Below are 22,006 nucleotides of genomic sequence, written 5' to 3'. Positions count from 1 at the left end.
GTCCAACAGCCCCGTTGCTGCGTGACCGGGCGAGTCTAGCCATGAGATGTGACGTGGATCGCACCACGACGCGTCCAGCATGTGACCACTGCGGAACGCCGAGGTCTCCCGGAACGACGTCCGGTGGTCGGTCTAGGCGCCGAGCGCCGACTCGAGCGTCTCGTGGACCGTGAACACCTGCAGCAGCGCGGTGATCCGGAAGACCTTGAGCAGCTTCTCGGAGTCGATGACCAGCTGGAGGGTGCCGCCCTGCAGGCGCACCTTCTTCAGGGTGCCGACGAGGAGGCCGAGCCCGGTCGAGTCCATGAAACGCACCGCACGCAGGTCGATGATGAGGTCGACGCGCTCCCGCTCGAGCAGGACGGACAGCTCGTCGCGCAGGGCGTCGGCTGTGGACACGTCGATCTCGCCGTCCACCTCGATGACGGTGTGGGGACCGATGTCCCGGCTGGTCACGCGTATGTCCACGGTTCACCCCTCCTAGGGGCATTCAAGCAGGCCAGGCCCCGGTCGCCACCAGCCTCCGGGGTGAGTCTGTGGTCAGTCGACGACGAACCGCACCCGCTCGCCGGGGCGCACCTGGCCGAGCAGGTCGAGCGAACGGGCGCGGACCACGGCCAGGACCGGGTAGCCGCCGGTGACGGGGTGGTCGACGCCGAAGACGACCGGCCGGCGGTCGGGTGGAACCTGCACCGCGCCGGGGACCAGGCCGGCAGGAGGCAGCTCGCCCTCCACGCTGCGCTCGATCGCCCGTCCTTCCAGGCGCAGAGCGACGCGGTTGGTCGCGGGGGTCACCGTGTAGTCGCCGGACACGAGCGTGGCCAGACCGTCGGCGTACCAGTCGACCTGCGGGCCGGGCCGGACCGCGAGCACCACGTCCGTGGGCCAGCGTCCCGCGGGTGCGAGGTCGACGACCGGCCAGTCGTCCGGTGCCGGTCCGACCGGCAGGACGTCACCGGCCGACAGGGGCGCGGGACCGATGCCCCCGAGCTGGTCGGTGGACCGCGAGCCGAGGACCGCTGGCACCGCGATCCCGCCGCGCACCGCCAGGTAGGACCGCAGCCCCACGGTCGACGTCCCGACGCGCAGCTCGGTGCCCGCCGCCAGCTCGAGGACCGCGTTGTGCGCGACCGGTGTCCCGTCGACCCAGACGGGTCCCGGCGCACCGGACACGGCGACGGTCAGCGGGCTCCCCGCACGGATCCGGAGGCCGCCGAGCAGCACCTCCAGTCCCGCTGCGCCCTCGTCGTTCGCGACGAGTCGGTTGGCGAGCCGCAGCGACCCGACGTCGGCCGCACCCGAGCGACCGACCCCGACGTGCGCCCAGCCCGGCCGGCCGAGGTCCTGCACGAGCGTGAGAACACCAGGGTCGAGGACCTCGATCACGGCGCCACCACGAACTGCACGCGGGTGCCGGGCACCAGCAGGGCCGGCGGGTCGCGGTCGACATCGAAGAGCCGTACGTCGCACCGCCCGAGCAACCGCCAGCCGCCCGGGGTGGCGGCCGGGTACACCGCGCTGAACTCGTCGGCGATCGCGACCGATCCGGCCGGCACCTTCGTGCGCGGGGAGCCGAGCCGCGGCACCCGCAGCAGCGGGTCGAGACCCGTCAGGTACGCGAAGCCGGGCATGAAGCCGCCGAAGGCCACGGTGTACTCGGCGCCGGTGTGACGCGCAACCACGTCGTGCACCGACAGCCCCGTCAGCTCGGCGACCCCGGCGAGATCCTCGCCGTCGTAGGTGACCTCGAGGACGACGAGCTTGCCCGCGGCGGCGTCGTCGGCCGTCCGGTGCGCCCACGCCTGCGGGACGAGCTCCGCGAGCGCGTCGGGGTCCGGGCCGCGCAGCAGGAGCGTGCGCGCGCCGGGGACCCGGTCGACGACCCGCGGGTCGTCCAGCTCCCGGATCGCAGCGTCCAGGGCGTGCACGGCGGCCAGGTCGGGCAGCTGGACGAGGACCGCGCCGTCCCCGAACGGCAGCGTCCTCGGCTCGTCGGTCCCGCTCATCTCCTGCTCACCTTCACGCCGTCGCGAAGGCCCGCACGACGACGCCCGACTCCTCCAGCGCCCGCCGGACGGAGCGTGCAAGGGAGACCGCACCTGGCGTGTCGGAATGCACGCAGACCGACTCCGCGCGCAGCTCGACGTCGGTGCCGTCGACCGTGGTCACCCGGCCCTCGTCGGCGATCCGCACGACACGAGCCGCCACCTGCTCCGGGTCCGTGACGAGCGCGCCCTCCTCGCTGCGCGGCACCAGAGTCCCGTCCGCGCGGTAGCCACGGTCGGCGAACGCCTCCGCGACGGTACGCAGCCCCTTCGACGCGGCGAGCGCGAGCAGAGCCGACCCGGGCAGCCCGACCAGCGGCAGGTCCACGGCCTCGACGACCGCCCGGGCGTGGACCTCGTCGTGCACGACGACGTTGTAGAGGGCGCCGTGCGGCTTCACGTACGCGACCGTCGCGCCGACGCTGCTGGCCACCGCCTGGAGCGCACCCAGCTGGTAGGCGACCTGCGCCCGCAGCTCGTCGTGCGGGACCGCGAGGGCTCGTCGACCGAAGTGCTCGCGGTCCAGGTACGAGACGTGGGCGCCGATGGACACCCTGCGGAACGCGGCAGCGCGGCAGACCGCCGCCATCACGCGCGCGCCTCCGGCGTGGAACCCACAGGCCACGTTCGCGCTGGTCACGACGTCGAGCAGCTGGGTGTCCAGACCTTCGACCCCCGGCACCCACGGGTCGACGTCCTCGCCGAGGTCGCAGTTCAGGTCGATGTTCGACGCCATGCACCTGATCCTGCCAGCGTGCCGTCGGCTCGTGCTCGGCCCGGTGCGAGGATGACCAGGTGGTGGGAACCGGCGAGCTGCTCGACGTCTTGCTCGCGGGGGGCCGGCGAGCGGACCGGATGACCCACGTGCAGTACCTGCCCGCCCGGCCTGGGACGCACGCCGACTGGCCGCAGTGGGCCGACGGGGACCTGGTGCGGGGTTACCGGTCGCTGGGCGTGGAGCGCCCGTGGACGCACCAGGCGGCCGCGGCCGACGCCGCCTGGTCCGGTCGGCACACCGTGCTGGCCACCTCCACCGGCTCGGGCAAGTCCCTCGCGTTCTGGCTGCCGGCGCTCTCGCGCGTCCGCGCGGCGGCCGCGGGCTCGACGCTGGACCCCGGGCGGATCGAGTCGCTCGCGCGTCGTGCCACGACGCTCTACCTGTGCCCGACCAAGGCACTCGCCGCCGACCAGCTCGTGGCCCTCGACCGCCTGCTGACGGCGAGCGGCACCCGCGACACGCGCGTGGCCACGTGCGACGGCGACACGTCGCTCGAGGAGCGCCGCTGGGTGCAGGAGTACGGCGACGTCGTCCTCACCAACCCCGACTTCCTGCACTTCGCGCTCCTGCCGCAGCACCGCCGCTGGGCACGGATGCTCGGGTCGCTGCAGTTCGTGGTGGTCGACGAGTGCCATGCGTTCCGGGGGGTCTTCGGTGCCCACGTCGGGCTCGTGCTGAGACGGCTGCGGCGCCTGGCCGAGTCGTACGGCGCCTCACCGACGTTCCTGCTGGCCTCGGCGACCACCTCCGACCCTGCTGTCAGCGCGGCCCGGCTGATCGGCGTCGACCCGTCCGAGGTCACCGCCGTCACCACGGACGCCTCCCCCGCAGGCCGCAAGACGTTCGTCCTCTGGCAGCCACCCGAGCTGCCGGGCATCGCGTACCCGGTGTCCGAGGACGACCCGTGGGCCACCGACCTGCCACTGCCGGATCTCGCCCGCGCGCCCGACGACCTCGGGCCGCCGGAGCCGGACGACGTGTGGGGTCTCCCCCTCCCTGTCCGACCTGTGGACCCCACCGCCTCCGCGACCACCGCGTTGTCGTCGGTCGCCCTCCGTCGCGAGGGCTCAGGGCCGCTCGGGACAGGTGAGCGAGTGGTCAGCGAGCCCGCCGACCGGCCCCGCCGCACCGCGACGGCCGAGATCGCCGACCTGCTGGCCGACCTGACGATCGCCGGCGCGCGCACGCTCGCGTTCACACGCTCGCGCCGGGGCGCCGAGTCCGTCGCCGCCTCGACCCGCGGGCACCTGGAGGAGGTCGACCCCGCACTCGGCCGCAGGGTGTCGGCCTACCGAGGCGGCTATCTGCCCGAGGAACGTCGGGCGCTGGAGCACGCGATCCGGACCGGTTCGCTGCTGTCGCTCGCGACCACGAACGCGCTCGAGCTGGGCGTCGACATCTCGGGGCTCGACGCGGTGCTGATCGCCGGTTGGCCCGGCACGCGAGTCTCGCTGTGGCAGCAGGCGGGCCGCGCCGGCCGGGCAGGCGCGGACGGTCTGGTCGCGCTCGTCGCGCGCGAGGACCCGCTCGACACGTTCCTGGTGCACCACCCCGAGGCGATCTTCGACACCCCCGTCGAGGCGACGGTGTTCGACACCACCAACCCGTACGTCCTGGCGCCACACCTGTGCGCCGCCGCCGCCGAGCTCCCGCTGCGGTTCGAGGAGCTCGACCGATTCGGACCTCGGACGTTCGAGCTGCTGGGCGAGCTGGTCGAGCGCGGTGCCCTGCGACGACGGCCGTCCGGCTGGTACTGGACCCGCAACGAGATCGCGAGCCGCCTGACCGACCTGCGCGGCTCGGGCGGCGAGCCGGTCCGCGTCGTCGAGTCCGTGACGGGCCGCCTGCTCGGCACCGTCGACGCCGGGTCCGCCGACTCGACCGTGCACACCGGCGCGGTCTACGTGCATCAGGGCGCGACGTTCGTCGTCGACGAGCTGCGCCTGGAGGACGGCGTCGCGCTGGTCACCCGACGGGACGTCGACTACGGCACCTGGTCCCGGCACGCCACGAGCACCGAGATCCGCTCGGTCGATGCGCAGGTGCCCTGGGGACCCATCACGTGGGGGTTCGGCGCGGTCGACGTCACCACCCAGGTCACCGGCTACCAGCGCAAACGCATCCCCGACCTGCAGGTCCTGGGCAACGAGACCCTCGACCTGCCTGCGCGCACGCTCCGCACGACCGCCGTCTGGTGGACCGCCCCTCCGTCGATCCTGGAGGCCGCGGGTGTCGACGCCGAGACCGCGCCGGGCGCCCTGCACGCCGCCGAGCACGCCTCGATCGGGCTCCTTCCCCTCCTGGCGACCTGCGACCGCTGGGACCTCGGCGGCCTGTCGACCGCGCTGCACGCCGACACCGGCATGGCCACGGTCTTCGTGCACGACGGCTACCCGGGTGGCGCCGGCTTCGCGGAACGTGGGTTCACCCTGGGCGCGACGTGGCTGCGCGCCACCCGCGACGCGATCGCCGCCTGCCGCTGTATCTCGGGCTGCCCCGCGTGCGTCCAGTCCCCCAAGTGCGGCAACGCCAACAACCCGTTGGAGAAGGCCGCCGCCGTCCGGCTGCTCGACGCGGTGCTCGCGCACGCACCCGCCTGAGTCGGCGTTCGCGCTCCAGCTGCTCGACGCCGTGTTCGTGCAGCTGGACCGGATGCCTCACCCACGCGCGGACGCCGGACCCGCTCGCGCCTGCGCCGTCGCGACGCCGATGCGCGTCGGCACCACGACGCGGACGTGCAGGACGCCGCTCCCCTCGTCGTCGCACCCGACCAACCGTCCCCCGTTGTGGGAAACCGTCTGGGCGGCGATGCCGCACGGATCACCCCCGCCCAGCGGCAGCAGCCGCGACGCGCCCGCGAGCGCCGCCAGGTCCGCCGCCGCCTGCGCACGCCCTCGGGCCGCCTGCGCCGAGGCCACGACGCCCAGCAGAGCCGCCATCAGGACCACGACGCACACCAACCCGAGCAGCAGGACGGTCCCCGATCCCTCGTCACCGGACGGCCTTCTCACGGCTCCTCCCGGGCCACCGAGGTCGTCGATGCCCGCAGAGGAACGCCTTGCCACGGGCCCACGTCGTCGCTCACCGTGACGCTCACCCAGCCGCCCGAGCGCGAGACGCTCACCGCCGCGTCCCCACCGGCCACGCGTCGCGCCGTCGCGACCACCGTCGCGTCGTCCTCACCGAGCGCGGCCGACCGCGCCCCGGCCCGCGCGCCGTCCGCACACCGCGTCTGGGCGACCGCCGCCGACGACACGACGAGCAGCGCGACCAGGACGAGCACCACGGCGGGCAGCCCGACGGCGAGCTCGGCGGTGACGCTCCCCCGGTCGCGCCCGGTCACTGGCCCAGCGCCTGCCGGATGATCGCGAGCAGGAAGCCCTTGACCTCGTTGCCGCGCATGATCGCCACGAGGAGCCCGGCGAACCCCACCGCCGCGAGGGTGGCGATCGCATACTCCGCCGTTGCCATCCCTGCCTCCGCCAGCTCGTCGCGCACATGGCGGCCGCGGTCCTGCGCGCCGGTGACCAACGGGCGCACGGCCCGACGTCGAGCCGCCAACCACGGCTCCAGGAAGTGCCGCGCCCGGTCGGCCGAGATCGGCTCCAGCCATGGCGGAGCGGCCCGGTCGTCGGCGCCGTTCGTCGGTTCCTCGTTGCCCGTCATGTCCTTCTCCCTTCGTCGGGACACCGACCGTCCGGCGTCCCGACCAGCGTGCGTGGACCCGGCCGCCCCACACCGACCGCCTTCTGGATCACCAGCGGCTCGGGGCTGTGGGTGCATCAGCCCGTGCCGAACAGGCCGGACGCGAGGCTCAGCAGCATCGGCACGAGACCGAGCAGGACGAACGCCGGCAGGAAGCACAGGCCGAGCGGCAGGACGAGCCGCACCCCCAGCGCTCCGGCCGCCGCGCGCGCTCGTGCGCGGCGTCGGCGACGGCGTTGGTCCGCACGAGCGCGCAGCGCCGGGCCCGGTGCGGAGCCGGTCGTCCAGCTGGCCTCGAGCACGTCGGCGACGTCCAGCACGCTCGACGGGCAGCCCGCCCACGCCGACCGCCAGGAGGCCCCGAGCAGGAGCGACGCTGATGCGCGCGACAGGTACTCGCCCGGCGGTCCACCGACGGACTCCCCCACGGCGGCGAGCGCGCGCGGCACGGAGACGCCGGTCGTCAGGGCCACCTCGACGAGGTCGAGCAGCAGGACAGGGTCCGACGTCGTCGGGGCCGCCGCCCGATCGCGCCCCGGCCGCCGCACCGGGCGCCGAGGCCGGACCCACCAGGCACTCGTCGCGCCGAGCAGAGCAAGGGCGACCACGACGCCGATCACCCGGCCCACCCTGAACCTTCCCCGAGAAGCGGGCTGCTCCTCGAGCGGTCACCGATCAGCCTCCCCAGCCGAGACCCGTCACCCGTCGCCCGGCGCCGAGCAGACACGTCGTCGTCGCGTGCCGCGCGGACGAGCAGAGCACTCGTCCACCACCGGCCGAGCGCCACGAGCACGAGACCGGCCCCTGCCGCGGCCGTCCCGACGCCCCCGCCGAGCACGACCGCGACCGGGTTCGCCCCAAGCTCGACGCCGAGCACCAGCCCGAGCAGCGGCAGCCACGCGAGGACCTGGGCCGTCGCCCGCGGTCCGGCGAGCGCTGCGAGCCGTTCGCCCTCGCACTCCTCGTCGGCCGCCATCCCGAGAGCCATCCGGTCGAGGACGCCGGCCAGCGGCGCACCGAGGTCGTCGGACAGCCGGGAAGCCGCGACGACCGCCGCGGCCCGCTGCCCGTGCGCCGCCCGGGAGCGCCGCCGTGTCGTCGTCCGACCGACCATCTGCGCGACCGACGGCACCCTCCCCACCGGCTCCCCCAGCGCGCGCGACCAGGCCTCACCCGCCGACGCTCCGGCACGCAGCTGGGCCGCCGCCGAGCCGAGCACTCCGGAGAGCTCCATCGCGGCCGCACCCACCGGCCGGCCATGGGGCCGCCGGCCGGCGTGCACGACGACGTGGCGCGGCACACGGACCCCCATCGCGAGCACGGCCATCCCCACAGCCAGCCCGACGAGGACCGTCACGGGCGTCCGCCCAGCCCGAGCCGGTCGGCGAGCGCGGGCCAGGCCGGTCCGCTCACGCACGCGCCCCCGGGATCGGCCCGCACGGCATCGACGACCTCGAGCGCACCGCTCCCGGAGCGCCGCACGACGCCCACCTCCGCGACGTACCGCAGAGCGCGGTCGGCGCCCGCCCGCCGCAGGTGCAGCACGGCGTCGACGGCGCTCGAGGCCTGCGCGGCGACCGCGTGCGTCGACATCCCGGCGAGAGCGGCCAACGCCTCCAGCCGCGCGGGGACGTCGGCCGCCGCGTTCGCGTGGACCGTCGCGCACCCGCCGTCGTGGCCCGTGTTCAGCGCGGTCAGGACCTCGCGCACCTCGGCTCCGCGGCACTCGCCGAGCACGATCCGGTCGGGCCGCATCCGCAGCGCCTGCCGGACCAGCTCGCTCAGGCCGACGGACCCGGCCCCATCCACGTTGGCCCTCCGGGCGAGCAGTCGGACCACGTGCGGGTGGTCCGGCTGCAGCTCGCCGGCCTCCTCGATGACCACGATCCGCTCGTCGTGCGGCACCAGTGAGAGCATCGCCGCGAGCAGGGTGGTCTTGCCGGATCCCGTCGCGCCCGAGACCAGCACGTTCGCCTTCGTCGCGACCAGTGCCCGGACGATCGGCACCAGGCCCGGGGCGAGCGTGCCGGACCGCACCAGCTCGTCGAGCGTCAGCGCTCGCGACCTGACGACCCGCAGGCTGAGCACGGCTCCCGCACCTGAGACCGGCGGGAGCACCGCGTGCAGACGCGTGCCGTCGGGAAGGCGCGCATCGACCGCCGGTGACGCGTCGTCGAGCCGTTGGCCCCCGGCCGCCGCGAGCCGCACCGCGAGCGCGCGCACCTCTGCCTCGGAGCCGAGGTCGAGGGCCACGGCCGTGAGCCGTCCGGCCCGCTCGACCCACACGTCCCGCGGCCCGTTGACGAGCACGTCCGTGACGTCGGGGTCGTCCAGCAACGCCTGCAGCGGACCTGCACCGAACAGCTCGTCGCGCGCGGTCCGCGAGGCTGCGAGGAGCGCGGTGGACCCGAGCACGACGCCCGACGACCGCGCAGCCGACTCCACTGCGGCGTCGACACCATCCCCTCGGCCGACCCGCGCGCGGACCCGGTCGAGGAACGCCGCATCGATGCTCACGGCAGCCCCCGCGCGAGACGAGCGGCCAGGCGGGACGTCCGCCCGCGCGCGGGCAGACCGCCCCGCGCAGACGAGAGCCCGCGATCCCGACGGAGCGTGCCCAGCACGGGCAGGTCGACCGCGTCCGCCACCTCAGCAGCGCCCAGCACGGCCGGGCCTCGCACGACGAGGCCGACGCCCGGTCCGTCGAGGAACGGCCGCATCGCCAGGACGCCCGCGACCGACCCGAGGTCCCGGGGCACGACGACGAGGACCGCGTCGCACGCCGCGACCATCGACTCCCCCGCCACGACGGAGCCACGGTCGAGGTCGAGCACCACGGCTCCGACCGCCGCGCAGAGCCCGTGCAGCACGTCCGCGACGACGGCAGGCTCGGGCGCACCGGCCCGGAACCGGTCGGCGCTCAGCACCGCGCACGCTCCCCACCGCGGCAGCAGCGCGACCACGTCGGCGCCGGGGACGTCGCCACGCGCGCCGCTCAGGTCGGGCCAGCGCACCCCGTCGGAACCTTCTGTCCCGAGCAGCACGTCGATCCCGCCCGACCCGCGGTCGAGGTCGACCAGCACGGTCGCCGTGCGCCTGGCCAGCTGTCCCGCGAGCGCGGCTGCGAGCGTCGACGCCCCCGCACCACCGCGCGCCGACACGACACCGATCACCGACGCCCCCACGGAGAACCCTCGTCCCGGCCGGTCGGTCGCCGGCGCGTCGCCAGTCTCGGCGGCCGACCGGCTGGAGGAAGGCCTTGCCGGGAGCTCTCGCAAATACGCGGGGCTGTGGTCGGGTCACGACATCCGTCACGTGTCGGTGAGTGCCGTTAGGCTCGCGGAGCACGCAGCCGACACCGCACACCCGGAGCACCATGGACCAGGAGCAGACGCCTCAGGCGCCCGCGTCTGCACCCCGGGCCGCGGCGTTCTTCGACCTCGACAAGACGATCATCGCGACGTCGTCGGCGACCGCGTTCTCGCGCCCGTTCCTCGCCGAGGGCCTGCTGACCCGGCGCGCCGTCATGCGTTCCGCGTACGCGCAGCTTCTCTACCTGGTCGGTGGCGCCGACGAGGACCAGACCGAACGCCTCCGTGCCCAGCTCAGCCGGATGGTGACCGGCTGGGATGTCGCCCAGGTGTCGTCGATCGTCGCGGAGACCCTGCACGAGTCGATCGACCCGTCGGTCTACCTGGAGGCGGTTGCGCTCATCGACGAGCACCACGCGGCGGGCCGGGACGTCGTCGTCGTGTCAGCGTCGGGCGCGGAGGTCGTCGAGCCGATCGCCGCGGCCCTGGGCGCCGACCACGTGATCGCGACGCGGATGACGGTCCTCGACGGCCGCTACACCGGTGGCATCGACTTCTACGCGTACGGCGAGAACAAGGCGGAGGCCATCACGGCACTCGCGGCCGAGCAGGGGTACGACCTGTCGGCGAGCTACGGGTACTCGGACTCGATCACCGACGCCCCCATGCTCGGCGTGGTCGGCCATGCGTTCGCGGTCAACCCCGACCGCCCGCTGCGCCGCCTCGCTGCCGAGAAGGGCTGGGGAGCGCTCACGTTCAACCGGCCGGTGCCCTTGTTCTCGTTCGCCCGACCGCCCGCACGCGTGGTGACCTCGGGCGCGATCGTCCTGGTCGTCGCGGCCGTCGTCGTGACGTGGGTGCTGATCCGCCGCAAGAAACGGTCGTGACGAACGACAGCGCCCCCGAGGGGGCGCCGTCGCCAACGATGACCGGAGGGTGATCATGCGTGCACTCTCGATGGTCGCTACGGGGCAAGCCCGGTCGACCCGTCCATAGGTGGACTCTCCTGCGCGTGGGTGCCCTCGCGGGTCATGCAGTTGTGACTCCTTGGTACTCCCGTGGGGCTTGAAAGGGAACCCCCGCGCGGCCGACCGCAGGTCAGAGGGGTTGGGCCGCCACATGGTGGGACAACCGTCCGGGGCGTGGGACGTCGGTCAGTCGGCCGGAACGGTCCCGGCGAGCACCCCGTCAGCGACCGCTCGCGCCCTCGCAGCACCCTGGACGACCGCCGACGAGCACGCCTCGATCCACTGTGCGACACCCGTGGAAGTCCCGGTCGCGAAACCCGCCGCGGCCCCAAGGTACGGGTTCAGCGACCACGACTCGATGACGGAACCCGTCGGGTCCAGACCCCGCGACGACACCATCAGCCGAGCCATCGCCCGCGCGACGACGCCGTTGCCCGCCCGGAACGGACGCAGCGTCAGCAGCTCGCCGTGCACGACCGCCGCGACGACGAGCGCGGGTGCCTGCGACGAGGCCGCCGTCGAGGCCAGCAGGTCGACGCGGGCCGCCAGCTCGCTGCCCGCCAGGGCCGGCCCGAGGCCGGTCAGGTCGGCGGGTGCCAGGTCCACGCGGAGGCGTCCGACGTGCTCGTCGGGCAACCACGCCCCGGTCGCTGCGGCGTGCACGCGCGCGAGGACCTGACCGAACGGCGGGAGCGACGGGGCACCGCGGGCACCGAGGTCGGGCATCAGCTCCTCGACGACGACGGTCGCGCGCAGGGCCCCGGCCACGACGGGTTCGTCGTCGGAGGTCGGGGCCGTCGCCAGCGACCGTACGACGGACAGCGGGACCCGGGCTCCCTCGAGCTCGGCGGACACCCGCGTCGCCCTCAGACCTGCCTCGGCACGCACCTCGCGCCAACGCCGGCGGTAGGCCTCGTGCCAGCGCAGCTCCTCGCACGCGACCCGCGCCCGCTCGACGGCATCGGTGACTCCGGGCAGCTGGAGCAGCGGGTCGAGGGTCACGGCGACACCCTACGAGCGGATGACACCCCGAAAGCGACACAATGACCGGATGGTGTCACCGAGCGTCTCCTCGTCCATCACGGCACGGCTGGAGGTGCAGGCTCGTCCGACGGCGGTCAGCGAGCTCACCACTGCCATCGAGAAGGCAGGCGGCATCGTCACCGCCCTCGACGTCACGGCGTCGGGCCACGAGCAGATGACGGTCGACGTCACCTGCGCGACGCGTGGCGAGCAGCACGCGGCGGACATCGTCGAGGCCCTGAGGGACCTGGCGGGCGTCGTCGTCGACCGTGTCAGCGACCGCACGTTCCTCATGCACCTCGGCGGCAAGCTGTCGATCGAGTCCAAGGTGCCGCTGCGCAACCGCGACGACCTGTCGATGGCCTACACGCCCGGCGTCGCCCGCGTGTGCGAGCAGATCGCGGCCCACCCCGAGGACGCCCGCCGCCTCACCATCAAGCGCAACACGATCGCGGTGGTCACCGACGGCACCGCGGTCCTCGGGCTGGGCAACATCGGCCCGCTCGCGTCGCTGCCCGTGATGGAGGGCAAGGCCGTCCTGTTCAAGCGGTTCGCGGGCATCGACGCCTTCCCGATTGCGCTCGACACCCAGGACGTCGACCAGATCGTGGAGACGATCTGCGCGATCGCACCCGTGTTCGCGGGCATCAACCTCGAGGACTTCTCGGCGCCGCGGTGCTTCGAGATCGAGCGACGCCTGCGCGAACGCCTCGACATCCCGGTGTTCCACGACGACCAGCACGGCACCGCGATCGTCGTGGTCGCGGCACTGACCAATGCGCTGAAGGTCGTCGGCAAGAAGCTCGGGGCCGTGCGCATCGTGCTCTCGGGCGCCGGCGCCGCTGGCACGGCCGTGCTGAAGCTCCTGCTCGCCGCGGGTGCGCGCGACGTCGTCGTCGCCGACATCGAGGGCGTCATCCGGCACGACCGCCCGAACCTGGCCGAGTCGCTGAAGTGGACCGCGGCGGTCACCAACCCGCGCGGCATCACCGGTTCGATCCCCGATGCCCTGCGGGACGCCGACGTGTTCATCGGCGTCTCAGCGCCCGACGTGATCACGGGCGACGACGTCGCGACGATGGCCCCGGACTCGATCGTGTTCGCCCTGGCCAACCCCCGACCCGAGGTCGACCCGGACGACGCGGCACTGCACGCGGCGGTCGTCGGGACGGGCCGCTCGGACTTCGCCAACCAGATCAACAACGTGCTCGCGTTCCCGGGGGTGTTCCGCGGCCTGCTCGACGCGCAGTCGCACCGGATCACCGACGAGATGCTCCTGGCCGCCGCGTACGCCCTCGCGTCGGTCGTCACCGACGACGAGCTGAACCCCACGTACATCGTGCCGAGCGTCTTTAACCCCGAGGTCACGACGAGGGTCGCTGCTGCGGTGACGCACGCCGCGCACGCCAGCTCGGCGACGCCCGTGAGCTACGCGATCTAGACCCGTCGGGCCAGCTCGGCCGCGGCCCGCTCGGTCGCGCGCGCGAGCCCCTCGGGGACGTCACCGTCCGCGAACGTCACGGCCAGCCCGGCGATCGGGTGCCCGGTGCGGTCGCGGACTGCGCAGGCGACGGACGCGAACCCGGCGGTCACGTCGCCGCGCTCCTGCGCCCAGCCGACCCGGCGCACCTCGGTGAGGACCGTGCGTAGCTCAGACAGCCGTCGCGGGCCGATCCCGGTGCGATCGACGAATGCCTCCCGCCCCGGGAACAGCGCACGCACCTGGGCCGCGGGCAGCGCCGCGAGGATCGCGCGGCCGCTCGCCGTGAGGTGGGCCGGGAGCCGCACGCCGACGTCGGTGACCAGCGCGGGCCGGCCGGCGGCGCGCTCCTCGACGATGTACAGGACGTCCCGCCCGTGCAGGACGGCCAGGTGCGCGCTCTCGCCGACCTGGTCGACGAGCCGAGCGAGTACCGGTCTCGCGGCGCGCGCCAGGGGCGCCTGGCGGGAGTACGCCGAGCCGAGCTCGAACGCGGCGAGGCCCAGGCCGTAGCGGCGCTCCTCGGGAAGGTGGACGACGAAGCCGTGCTCGGTGAGGACGGTGAGCAGGTGGTAGGTGGTCGACCGCGGCAGGTCGAGCGCGGCCGCGAGCGAGGCGGCGGGCAGCGGGCCGGTCCGCGACAGGTGCTGCAGCAGCCGGAGGGTGGCGTCCGCGGCGGGCACAGCGCTCATCGGGTCTCCTGTCTGGTATCCCAGACACTATCTCCAGGGAGCATCTGGGCCCGGGCGCCGGTGCGCGGTGTCATGAACCATGAGCACCATCGACACCGTCGTCGTCGGCACCGGCCCCGTCTCCGTTACCGAGATCGTCGCCGTCGCCCGGCACGGCGCCGGGGTGCGCCTGTCCGACGAGGCCCTCGCCGCGATCGCCCGCGGTCGTGCGGTCGTCGACGACCTGGCCCGGGACACCCAGCCGCACTACGGCATCTCGACCGGTTTCGGCGCGCTGGCCACCCTGGCCATCCCGACCGAGAAGCGTCGCGACCTGCAGCGCAGCCTGGTCCGCTCGCACGCCGCGAGCACCGGTCCGGAGGTGGAGCGCGAGGTCGTCCGGGCCCTCATGCTGCTCCGCCTCTCGACCCTCGCCACCGGCCACACCGGCGTCCGGCCGGAGACCGCGAGCGCCTACGCCGCGATGCTCGACGCGGGCGTCACGCCCGTGGTGCGCGAGTACGGCTCGCTCGGCTGCTCGGGCGACCTGGCACCGCTGGCCCACTGCGCGCTGGCGCTGATGGGTGAGGGCGACGTCCGCGACGCCGCAGGCACGCTCATGCCGGCAGCGGAGGCGGGACTGAGACCCGTCACGCTCACCGAGAAGGAGGGCCTGGCCCTCATCAACGGCACCGACGGCATGCTCGGCATGCTCGCGCTCGCCCTGCACGACCTCGACCTGCTCCTGACCACAGCCGACGTCGCCGCGGCGATGAGCGTCGAGGCCTTGCTCGGCACGGACGCCGTGTTCGCCGCGGACCTCCAGGCCCTCCGGCCGCACCCGGGCCAGGCAGTCTCGGCCGCGAACATCCGGGCCGTGCTGCACGGCTCCGAGATCATGGCCAGCCACAAGACCCCGGAGTGCACCCGCGTGCAGGACGCGTACTCGCTGCGCTGCGCGCCGCAGGTGCACGGCGCAGCCCGCGACACGGTCGCCCACGCGCGGGCCGTCGCCGAGCGCGAGCTCGCCGCGGCGATCGACAACCCGGTGATCACCGACGACGGTCGCGTCGAGTCCAACGGGAACTTCCACGGCGCGCCCGTCGGCTACGTGCTCGACTTCCTCGCGATCGCCGTGGCCGACGTCGCGAGCATGTCCGAGCGCCGCACGGACCGATTCCTCGACGTCGCCCGCAACCACGGTCTCCCCGCGTTCCTGGCGCACGACCCCGGGGTCGACTCGGGCCTGATGATCGCGCAGTACACGGCAGCCGGTCTGGTCTCGGAGCTCAAGCGGCTCGCGGCTCCGGCCAGCGTCGACTCGATCCCGTCGTCGGCCATGCAGGAGGACCACGTGTCGATGGGCTGGCACGCGGCTCGCAAGCTCCGTCGCGCGATCGACGCCCTGACCCGGGTGCTCGGCATCGAGGTCCTCACGGCGGCCCGCGCGATCGACCTGCGCTCCCCGCTCACGCCGTCGCCCGCGTCCGGCGCCGTCCGTGACCTGCTCCGCGAGCGCGGGATCTCGGGCCCCGGCCCGGACACGTTCCTGTCCCCCGACCTCGAGACGGCGGCCGAGGCCGTCGGATCGGGAGCTGTCGTCGCTGCAGCCCTGCACGAAGGAGCACGCCCATGACCTCCGGTCCTCGCCCCGTCCGCGCGCCTCGCGGAACCACGCTGACCGCCCGCAGCTGGCAGACCGAAGCCCCGCTGCGCATGCTCATGAACAACCTGGACCCCGCGGTCGCCGAGCGCCCGGACGACCTGGTGGTCTACGGCGGCACCGGCAAGGCCGCGCGGTCGTGGGACGCGTACGACGCCATCATCCGGACACTCACGACGATCGACGACGACGAGACGCTGCTCGTCCAGTCGGGCAAGCCGGTCGGCGTGCTGCGGACGCACGAGTGGGCGCCGCGCGTGCTGATCGCGAACTCGAACCTCGTCGGCGACTGGGCGACCTGGCCCGAGTTCCGACGGCTCGAGCAGCTCGGCCTGACGATGTACGGGCAGATGACCGCAGGCTCGTGGATCTACATCGGCACGCAGGGGATCCTCCAGGGCACCTACGAGACGCTCGCAGCGGTCGCCGAGAGCAGGTTCGGCGGCACCCTCGCGGGAACCCTGACGGTGACCGGCGGCTGCGGCGGGATGGGCGGCGCGCAGCCGCTCGCGGTGACGCTCAACGGCGGCGCGTGCCTCATCGTCGACGTCGACGGCGAGCGCCTGCACCGACGCGTCCGCGACCGGTACCTGGACCGGGTCGCGACGAGCCTCGACGAGGCGATCGCGCTGGTCACGGAGGCGAAGAGCACGAAGACGGCACTTTCCGTCGGCGTCGTCGGCAACTGCGCGTCCGTGCTGCCCGAGCTGCTGCGCCGCGGCGTCGAGGTCGACGTCGTGACCGACCAGACGTCCGCGCACGACCCGCTGAGCTACCTGCCGGTCGGCGTCGACGTCGCCGACTGGGCCGCGTACGCCGCGGCCAAGCCCGACGAGTTCACCGAGCGCGCCCGCGAGTCGATGGCCCGGCACGTCGAGGCGATGGTCGGGTTCATGGACGCCGGCGCCGAGGTGTTCGACTACGGCAACTCGATCCGCGACGAGGCCCGTCAGGGCGGCTACGACCGCGCGTTCGAGTTCCCCGGCTTCGTGCCGGCGTACATCCGGCCGCTGTTCGCGGAGGGCAAGGGGCCGTTCCGGTGGGCCGCACTCTCGGGCGACCCGAGGGACATCGCCGTCACCGACCAGGCCGTCCTCGACCTGTTCCCGGAGAACGACCACCTGCACCGCTGGATCCGCGCCGCCCAGGACCGGGTGGCGTTCCAGGGCCTGCCGGCGCGGATCTGCTGGCTCGGGCACGGCGAGCGCGACCGCGCCGGGCTGCGGTTCAACGAGCTCGTCGCCTCCGGGGACGTGGCCGCGCCGCTCGTCATCGGCCGCGACCACCTCGACGCCGGGTCGGTCGCGTCCCCGTACCGGGAGACCGAGGGGATGGCCGACGGCTCGGACGCGATCGCCGACTGGCCGCTGCTCAACGCGCTGGTCGCGGCGTCGTCGGGCGCCACGTGGGTGTCGATCCACCACGGCGGCGGCGTCGGCATGGGTCGCTCGATCCACGCCGGGCAGGTGTCCGTCGCCGACGGCACCGACCTGGCCGCACGCAAGCTCGCCCGGGTGCTGTCCAACGACCCAGGCATGGGCGTGCTGCGGCACGTCGACGCGGGCTACCCGCGGGCCGACGAGGTCGCGGCGGCCAACGGGCTGCGCATACCCATGCGGGAGGGCGGGTCGTGACCTTCGCGCGGATGTGGGCGGACCTGCAGCCGGTCGGTCGCGCCGACGACGGCGGCTACCGCCGGTTCGCCTGGACCTCCGAGGACCACCAGCTGCGCGAGTGGTTCGCCGGCGAGGCCGCGGCGCGCGGGCTCGACCTCGTCACCGACCGCGCAGGCAACCAGTGGGCGTGGTGGGGCGACCCCGACGCGGCGCCGGGGATCGTGACCGGAAGCCACCTCGACTCCGTGCCCGGCGGCGGCGCCTTCGACGGGCCGCTCGGGGTCGTCAGCGGCTTCGCGGCGCTCGATGCGTTGCGGGAACGCGGGTTCGCGCCCTCCCGGCCGCTGGGCATCGCGAACTTCGTCGACGAGGAAGGTGCCCGGTTCGGCGTCGCGTGCGCGGGCTCCCGCCTGATCACGGGGGTCCTCGATGCCGACCGTGCCCGCGGGCTTCGCGACGTCGACGGGGTCACGATGGCGGAGGCGTGGAGCACGGCGGGGCGCGACCCGTCGTCGCTCGGCCCGGACCCGGAGGCGCTGCGCCGGATCGCGTCGTTCGTCGAGCTGCACGTCGAGCAGGGCCGCGGTCTCGTGCACAGCGGGGACCCGGTGGGCGTCGGCCGGATGATCTGGCCGCACGGCCGCTGGCGGGTCGAGCTCCGCGGCGAGGCCAACCACGCCGGGACGACGCCGTTGGCCGACCGCCGCGACCCGATGCTCGCGCTCGCCGCGTTCGTCACGCACGTGCGTGACGCGGCGCAGCGTGCGGGCGCGCTGGCCACCGTCGGCAAGCTGCGGGTCGATCCCAACGGGGTCAACGCGATCCCGTCGCAGGTCACGGCCTGGCTGGACGTGCGCGCGGAGGACGAGGCGGCGGTCCGCGCGGTCCTCGCCGCCCTGGCGTCCTACGAACCGGCCGAGGAGTCCTGGACCCCGGTCACCGTCCTTGACGCGGACCTCGCGGACGTCGTCGCCGGTGCCCTGGGCGACCCGCCGCGGCTCGGCACGGGCGCGGGCCACGACGCCGGCATCCTCGCCGCGGCGGGCATCCCGACGGCGATGCTCTTCGTCCGCAACCCGTCCGGCATCTCGCACGCGCCCGCCGAGGACGCCGACGAGGCCGACTGCCTGGCGGGCGTCGAGGCGCTCGCCGCGACGCTCGAACGCCTCCTGTCATGACGACCTACTGGGCCGCGCAGGCGCTCCTCCCCGACGGCCTCGCGACGGACGTCCGCCTGGAGACGGCCGACGGCCGGATCACCACCGTCACGCACGGGCGACCACAGCCCACCGACCACCGGCTCCCCGGCGTCGTCCTGCCCGGCTTCGCCAACGCCCACTCGCACGCCTTCCACCGCGCGCTGCGAGGCCGCACGCACGACGAGGGCGGCACGTTCTGGACCTGGCGCGAACGGATGTACGCGCTGGCCGCGACCCTCACGCCCGACACCTACCTCGATCTCGCCCGCGCGACCTATGCCGAGATGGTCCTCGCCGGGGTCACCGCGGTCGGCGAGTTCCACTACCTGCACCACACCCCGGGCGGCACCCCGTACGACGACCCGAACGTCATGGCCGAGGCTCTGCGCACCGCCGCGCACGACGCCGGGCTGCGGATCACCCTGCTGGACACGGCCTACCTGACCGGTGGGATCGACGCGCCTCTCGAGGGCGCCCAGCTGCGGTTCGGCGACCACGACGCCGACGCATGGGCCGCCCGGGTCGCTGCGATCCGGCCCGACGACACCCTCAAGGTCGGCGCCGCGATCCACTCGGTCCGCGCCGTCCCGCTCGACGCGATCCCGGCGATCGCCGCGCACGCCACCGGGCGTCCGTTGCACGTGCACCTGTCGGAGCAGCGCCTGGAGAACGAGCAGTCGCTGGCGACGTTCGGCGTGACCCCGACCCGCGTCCTGGAGGACGCCGGCGCGCTCGGTCCGGCGACCACCGCGATCCACGCCGTGCACCTGACCGCGGAGGACGTCGCGATCCTCGGCTCGACCCGGACCGGCATCTGCCTGTGCCCGTCGACGGAGCAGGACCTCGGCGACGGGATCGCCCCCGGCTCGGCGCTCTCGGCAGCCGGCGCGCGCCTGAGCGTCGGCAGCGACCAGCACGTCCGCACCGACCTGCTGGCCGAGGTCCGGTCGGTCGAGATGCACGAACGCCTCGCCGCCGAGTCGCGCGGGGTCTTCACGCCCGCCGAGCTCGCCGAGATGCTCACGGCGGGAGGCCACACGAGCCTCGGCGACCCGACGGGTGGGCGGCTGGAGCCCGGCGCCCGGGCCGACCTCGTCGCCGTCCGCACCGACACCCTGCGCACCGCGGGTTCCGACGCGGCTCAGCTGGTCCTCGTCGCCGGCGCGGCCGACGTCGACACGGTGGTCAGCAGTGGCGTCGTGCGGGTCGCGGGCGGGCGGCACGTCCTCGGTGACGTCGGGGCGATGCTGGGGGCTGCCGTCGCAGCAGCCTGGGAGGGGACCCGATGACGTCGCACCTGGTCACGGGGATCGGCGAGCTGATCACGCACGACCCCCGGTTCGACGGACCGCTGCTCGACGCGGCACTCGTCGCGGAGGACGGGGTCGTGGCGTGGGTCGGTCCCGCGCGGGAGGCGCCCGCCGCCGACCGGGCCACCGACCTCGGCGGCGCCGCGGTGCTCCCCGGCTTCGTCGACTCGCACACGCACCTCGTCTTCGCGGGCGACCGGGCCGCCGAGTTCGAGGCCCGCATGGCCGGCACCGCGTACACCGGCGGCGGGATCGCGACGACGGTCGCGGCGACGCGGGCGGCGACCGACGACGAGCTGCGCGCACGCCTGGCCGCCCTGGTCGCCGAGGCGCGCCACCAGGGCACCACGACCCTCGAGATCAAGAGCGGCTACGGGCTGGACGTCGCGACGGAGGAACGCCTGCTCGGCCTGGCCCGCGAGGTCACGACCGAGACCACGTTCCTCGGCGCGCACGTGGTCCCGCCGGACGTCGACCGGGCCGACTACGTCTCGCTGGTCACCGGCCCCATGCTCGCGGCGTGCGCGCCGCTCGCTCGCTGGGCCGACGTGTTCTGCGAGCCGGCGAGCCCGGTCGCGTTCGACGGCGACGAGGCCCGCGAGGTCCTGCTCGCCGCCCGGTCCGCGGGCCTCGGGCTACGCGTGCACGGCAACCAGCTGGGTCACGGGCCGGGTGTGCGGCTGGCCGTCGAGCTCGATGCGGCGAGCGTCGACCACTGCACGTACCTGAGCGACGCGGACGTCGCGGCCCTGGCCGAGGGCAGCACGGTCGCCACCCTGCTGCCGGGCGTCGAGTTCTCCACGCGTTCGCCATACCCGGATGCCCGGCGACTGCTCGGCGCCGGCGTCGAGGTCGCGCTAGCCACCGACTGCAACCCCGGCACGTGCTTCTCGACGTCGATGCCGCTGATGATCGCGCTCGCCGTCCGCGAGATGCGGATGACGGTCGCCGAGGCCGTGCGGGCGGCCACCCTCGGAGGGGCTCACGCCCTGCGTCGCGACGACGTCGGCCACCTGCGGCTCGGAGCTCGCGCGGACCTCGCCGTGCTGGACGCCCCGAGCCACCAGCACCTGGCCTACCGGCCGGGCGTGCCTCTGGCTCGCAGCCTGACCTTCTAGGCCCAGGTGGCGCGGCGGTACTGCGGCTGCCACGCCGAGACGTCGTCGGCCGCCAGCTCGTGCGCCGCGCGCAGCGGCCAGAACGGGTCGCGCAGGGCCTCGCGACCCAGCAGCACCGCATCCGCCGACCCGTCCTCCAGCACGGCCTCGGCCTGCTCCGGGTCGGTCAGCAGACCGACCGCGGCGACCGGCAGCCCGGACGTCGCCCGCACCTCGCGCGCCGCGGGCACCTGGTAGCCCGGCCCGACGGGGATGGACGCGGGTGCGTTCCCGCCCGTCGAGACGTCGACCAGGTCGACGCCGTGCCCGCCGAGCTCCTTGGCCACCTGGGCCACCTCGTCGACCGTCAGTCCGCCCTCGACCCAGTCGGTCGCCGAGAGCCGCACGAACAGGGGCTTGTCGTCCGGCCACACGGCACGGACAGCATCCGCGGTCTCGACGAGCAGCCGCGCGCGGTTCTCGAGCGGGCCTCCGTACTCGTCGTCGCGCTCGTTGGACAGCGGTGAGAGGAACTGGTGCAGCAGGTAGCCGTGGGCGGCGTGCAGCTCGACGACGTCGAAGCCTGCGTCGTCGGCCCGGCGCGCGGCGGCAGCGAACGCCGCCGGGATGGCCGCGATCGCGTCGAGCGTCATCGCGACGGGCGCCGCGTAGCCCGGGAAGGCCGTCGCGGAGGGCCCGACGGTGGTCCAGCCGCCCTGGTCGAGCGGCACCGAGCCGCGTTCGGCGGCGAACGGGGAGAAGGTCGACGCCTTGCGGCCGGCGTGCGCGAGCTGCACGCCGATCAGGGTCCCGCGCTCGTGCACGAAGTCGGTGATCCTGCGCCAGTCCGCGATGTGGAGGTCGTGCCACAGGCCGGTGTCCTGCGGCGAGATGCGTCCCTCGGGGACGACGGCCGTGGCCTCGGCGATCAGCAGGCCGAACCCGCCGGACGCGCGCGATCCCAGGTGGACCAGGTGCCAGTCGTTCGGGCTCCCGTCGACCGCGGAGTACTGGCACATGGGCGCCAGCCAGGCTCGGTTGGCGAACGTGGTGCCGCGCAGGGTCAGCGGGGTGAAGAGGAGGCTCACACCGCGTGGCAACCGACGGACCGCCGGGACCATTCCCCGGGTGGGATGTCAG

Annotated in this window: 22 protein-coding genes; 8 read left to right on the top strand and 14 right to left on the bottom strand. The window is 74.3% G+C overall.

The genetic code is table 11. The features are described 5' to 3' along the window. Positions 1–132: 132 nt before the first annotated feature. The 4 genes from AC1DPN_RS02660 to AC1DPN_RS02645 form a co-directional block, all read right to left on the bottom strand. Positions 133–456: an STAS domain-containing protein gene (locus tag AC1DPN_RS02660; RefSeq protein WP_477083167.1), complete on the bottom strand. Its 324-nt coding sequence runs from the start codon at positions 454–456 to the stop codon at positions 133–135. Between the two features lie 84 nt (positions 457–540). Then, entirely contained in the window at positions 541–1,386 is an 846-nt protein-coding gene (locus AC1DPN_RS02655) for a 5-oxoprolinase subunit C family protein (protein WP_477083166.1), read from the bottom strand. Continuing rightward, on the bottom strand, positions 1,383–2,006 hold the full coding sequence (locus tag AC1DPN_RS02650; protein WP_477083165.1) for a 5-oxoprolinase subunit B family protein: 624 nt from the start codon (positions 2,004–2,006) through the stop codon (positions 1,383–1,385). The genes AC1DPN_RS02655 and AC1DPN_RS02650 overlap by 4 nt, the downstream gene beginning before the upstream one ends. Before the next feature lie 13 nt (positions 2,007–2,019). Further along, positions 2,020–2,781 carry a LamB/YcsF family protein gene (locus tag AC1DPN_RS02645; protein WP_477083164.1) on the bottom strand — a complete coding sequence of 254 codons (762 nt, stop codon included), beginning with the start codon at positions 2,779–2,781 and terminating at the stop codon, positions 2,020–2,022. Positions 2,782–2,900: 119 nt separating this feature from the next. Here AC1DPN_RS02645 and AC1DPN_RS02640 point away from each other — a divergent pair, with 119 nt between their 5' ends. Further along, the gene (locus tag AC1DPN_RS02640) at positions 2,901–5,423 is read left to right on the top strand and encodes a DEAD/DEAH box helicase (protein ID WP_477083842.1); all 2,523 of its coding nucleotides are present in this window, start codon (positions 2,901–2,903) and stop codon (positions 5,421–5,423) included. Positions 5,424–5,480: 57 nt separating this feature from the next. Here the strand turns inward: AC1DPN_RS02640 and AC1DPN_RS02635 are convergent, their stop codons facing one another. The 7 genes from AC1DPN_RS02635 to ssd all read right to left on the bottom strand — a co-directional run bounded on the left by AC1DPN_RS02635 (position 5,481) and on the right by ssd (position 9,713). Continuing rightward, positions 5,481–5,834 carry an Rv3654c family TadE-like protein gene (locus tag AC1DPN_RS02635; protein ID WP_477083163.1) on the bottom strand — a complete coding sequence of 118 codons (354 nt, stop codon included), beginning with the start codon at positions 5,832–5,834 and terminating at the stop codon, positions 5,481–5,483. Further along, the gene (locus AC1DPN_RS02630) at positions 5,831–6,166 is read right to left on the bottom strand and encodes a TadE family type IV pilus minor pilin (protein ID WP_477083162.1); all 336 of its coding nucleotides are present in this window, start codon (positions 6,164–6,166) and stop codon (positions 5,831–5,833) included. Before AC1DPN_RS02630 ends, AC1DPN_RS02635 begins: the two co-directional genes overlap by 4 nt. After that, positions 6,163–6,489, bottom strand: coding sequence for a DUF4244 domain-containing protein (locus AC1DPN_RS02625; RefSeq protein ID WP_477083161.1), 327 nt, complete (start codon positions 6,487–6,489; stop codon positions 6,163–6,165). Before AC1DPN_RS02625 ends, AC1DPN_RS02630 begins: the two co-directional genes overlap by 4 nt. Positions 6,490–6,605: 116 nt before the next feature. Beyond that, positions 6,606–7,148 (bottom strand): type II secretion system F family protein, encoded by a 543-nt coding sequence (locus tag AC1DPN_RS02620; RefSeq protein WP_477083160.1) that lies wholly within the window; start codon positions 7,146–7,148, stop codon positions 6,606–6,608. Then, positions 7,145–7,885: a type II secretion system F family protein gene (locus tag AC1DPN_RS02615; RefSeq protein WP_477083159.1), complete on the bottom strand. Its 741-nt coding sequence runs from the start codon at positions 7,883–7,885 to the stop codon at positions 7,145–7,147. The genes AC1DPN_RS02620 and AC1DPN_RS02615 overlap by 4 nt, the downstream gene beginning before the upstream one ends. Beyond that, positions 7,882–9,039, bottom strand: a complete 1,158-nt coding sequence (locus AC1DPN_RS02610) for a TadA family conjugal transfer-associated ATPase (protein WP_477083841.1) — start codon at positions 9,037–9,039, stop codon at positions 7,882–7,884. Before AC1DPN_RS02610 ends, AC1DPN_RS02615 begins: the two co-directional genes overlap by 4 nt. A gap of 2 nt (positions 9,040–9,041) precedes the next feature. Then, positions 9,042–9,713: a septum site-determining protein Ssd gene (gene ssd, locus AC1DPN_RS02605; RefSeq protein WP_477083158.1), complete on the bottom strand. Its 672-nt coding sequence runs from the start codon at positions 9,711–9,713 to the stop codon at positions 9,042–9,044. Positions 9,714–9,904: 191 nt separating this feature from the next. Between ssd and AC1DPN_RS02600 the strand changes: the two genes are divergently transcribed. Next, positions 9,905–10,726: an HAD family hydrolase gene (locus AC1DPN_RS02600; protein WP_477083157.1), complete on the top strand. Its 822-nt coding sequence runs from the start codon at positions 9,905–9,907 to the stop codon at positions 10,724–10,726. Between the two features lie 267 nt (positions 10,727–10,993). Here the strand turns inward: AC1DPN_RS02600 and AC1DPN_RS02595 are convergent, their stop codons facing one another. Next, a complete protein-coding gene (locus AC1DPN_RS02595; RefSeq protein WP_477083156.1) occupies positions 10,994–11,809 on the bottom strand; it encodes a Fic family protein in 816 nt (271 codons plus the stop codon). A gap of 49 nt (positions 11,810–11,858) precedes the next feature. Here AC1DPN_RS02595 and AC1DPN_RS02590 point away from each other — a divergent pair, with 49 nt between their 5' ends. Then, on the top strand, positions 11,859–13,271 hold the full coding sequence (locus tag AC1DPN_RS02590; protein ID WP_477083155.1) for an NAD-dependent malic enzyme: 1,413 nt from the start codon (positions 11,859–11,861) through the stop codon (positions 13,269–13,271). Here AC1DPN_RS02590 and AC1DPN_RS02585 read toward each other — a convergent pair. Further along, the gene (locus AC1DPN_RS02585) at positions 13,268–14,002 is read right to left on the bottom strand and encodes an IclR family transcriptional regulator (RefSeq protein WP_477083154.1); all 735 of its coding nucleotides are present in this window, start codon (positions 14,000–14,002) and stop codon (positions 13,268–13,270) included. The two genes, AC1DPN_RS02590 and AC1DPN_RS02585, sit on opposite strands and share 4 nt — an antisense overlap. A gap of 79 nt (positions 14,003–14,081) precedes the next feature. On the opposite strand from AC1DPN_RS02585, the gene hutH reads away from it, so the two are divergent. Genes hutH through hutI form a run of 5 tightly spaced genes read left to right on the top strand, consistent with a single transcriptional unit; the run spans position 14,082 to position 20,887 of the window. Continuing rightward, positions 14,082–15,617, top strand: a complete 1,536-nt coding sequence (gene hutH / locus AC1DPN_RS02580) for a histidine ammonia-lyase (RefSeq protein ID WP_477083153.1) — start codon at positions 14,082–14,084, stop codon at positions 15,615–15,617. Continuing rightward, complete coding sequence (gene hutU, locus AC1DPN_RS02575; protein ID WP_477083152.1) at positions 15,614–17,278, top strand: urocanate hydratase; 1,665 nt, start codon at positions 15,614–15,616, stop codon at positions 17,276–17,278. Before hutH ends, hutU begins: the two co-directional genes overlap by 4 nt. A gap of 11 nt (positions 17,279–17,289) precedes the next feature. Then, on the top strand, positions 17,290–18,438 hold the full coding sequence (locus AC1DPN_RS02570; protein WP_477083840.1) for an allantoate amidohydrolase: 1,149 nt from the start codon (positions 17,290–17,292) through the stop codon (positions 18,436–18,438). Next, a complete protein-coding gene (locus AC1DPN_RS02565) occupies positions 18,435–19,748 on the top strand; it encodes a formimidoylglutamate deiminase (protein ID WP_477083151.1) in 1,314 nt (437 codons plus the stop codon). Before AC1DPN_RS02570 ends, AC1DPN_RS02565 begins: the two co-directional genes overlap by 4 nt. After that, positions 19,745–20,887, top strand: a complete 1,143-nt coding sequence (gene hutI / locus AC1DPN_RS02560; protein ID WP_477083150.1) for an imidazolonepropionase — start codon at positions 19,745–19,747, stop codon at positions 20,885–20,887. Before AC1DPN_RS02565 ends, hutI begins: the two co-directional genes overlap by 4 nt. Here hutI and AC1DPN_RS02555 read toward each other — a convergent pair. Next, positions 20,884–21,954, bottom strand: a complete 1,071-nt coding sequence (locus AC1DPN_RS02555; RefSeq protein ID WP_477083149.1) for an NADH:flavin oxidoreductase/NADH oxidase — start codon at positions 21,952–21,954, stop codon at positions 20,884–20,886. The two genes, hutI and AC1DPN_RS02555, sit on opposite strands and share 4 nt — an antisense overlap. Positions 21,955–22,006: the final 52 nt, after the last annotated feature.

This window comes from Cellulomonas sp. P4_H4, assembly GCF_056400865.1.
This window is presented reverse-complemented; position numbering and strand designations above follow the sequence as displayed.

Bases quoted from the DNA above. Each gene is read 5' to 3' on its own strand.
- AC1DPN_RS02650 (WP_477083165.1), bottom strand. From the start codon at position 2,006: ATGAGCGGGACCGACGAGCCGAGGACGCTGCCGTTCGGGGACGGCGCG.
- AC1DPN_RS02645 (WP_477083164.1), bottom strand. From the start codon at position 2,781: ATGGCGTCGAACATCGACCTGAACTGCGACCTCGGCGAGGACGTCGAC.
- AC1DPN_RS02640 (WP_477083842.1), top strand. From the start codon at position 2,901: ATGACCCACGTGCAGTACCTGCCCGCCCGGCCTGGGACGCACGCCGAC.
- AC1DPN_RS02625 (WP_477083161.1), bottom strand. From the start codon at position 6,489: ATGACGGGCAACGAGGAACCGACGAACGGCGCCGACGACCGGGCCGCT.
- AC1DPN_RS02600 (WP_477083157.1), top strand. From the start codon at position 9,905: ATGGACCAGGAGCAGACGCCTCAGGCGCCCGCGTCTGCACCCCGGGCC.
- AC1DPN_RS02590 (WP_477083155.1), top strand. From the start codon at position 11,859: ATGGTGTCACCGAGCGTCTCCTCGTCCATCACGGCACGGCTGGAGGTG.
- AC1DPN_RS02585 (WP_477083154.1), bottom strand. From the start codon at position 14,002: ATGAGCGCTGTGCCCGCCGCGGACGCCACCCTCCGGCTGCTGCAGCAC.
- hutH (WP_477083153.1), top strand. From the start codon at position 14,082: ATGAGCACCATCGACACCGTCGTCGTCGGCACCGGCCCCGTCTCCGTT.
- hutU (WP_477083152.1), top strand. From the start codon at position 15,614: ATGACCTCCGGTCCTCGCCCCGTCCGCGCGCCTCGCGGAACCACGCTG.
- AC1DPN_RS02570 (WP_477083840.1), top strand. From the start codon at position 17,290: ATGTGGGCGGACCTGCAGCCGGTCGGTCGCGCCGACGACGGCGGCTAC.
- AC1DPN_RS02565 (WP_477083151.1), top strand. From the start codon at position 18,435: ATGACGACCTACTGGGCCGCGCAGGCGCTCCTCCCCGACGGCCTCGCG.
- hutI (WP_477083150.1), top strand. From the start codon at position 19,745: ATGACGTCGCACCTGGTCACGGGGATCGGCGAGCTGATCACGCACGAC.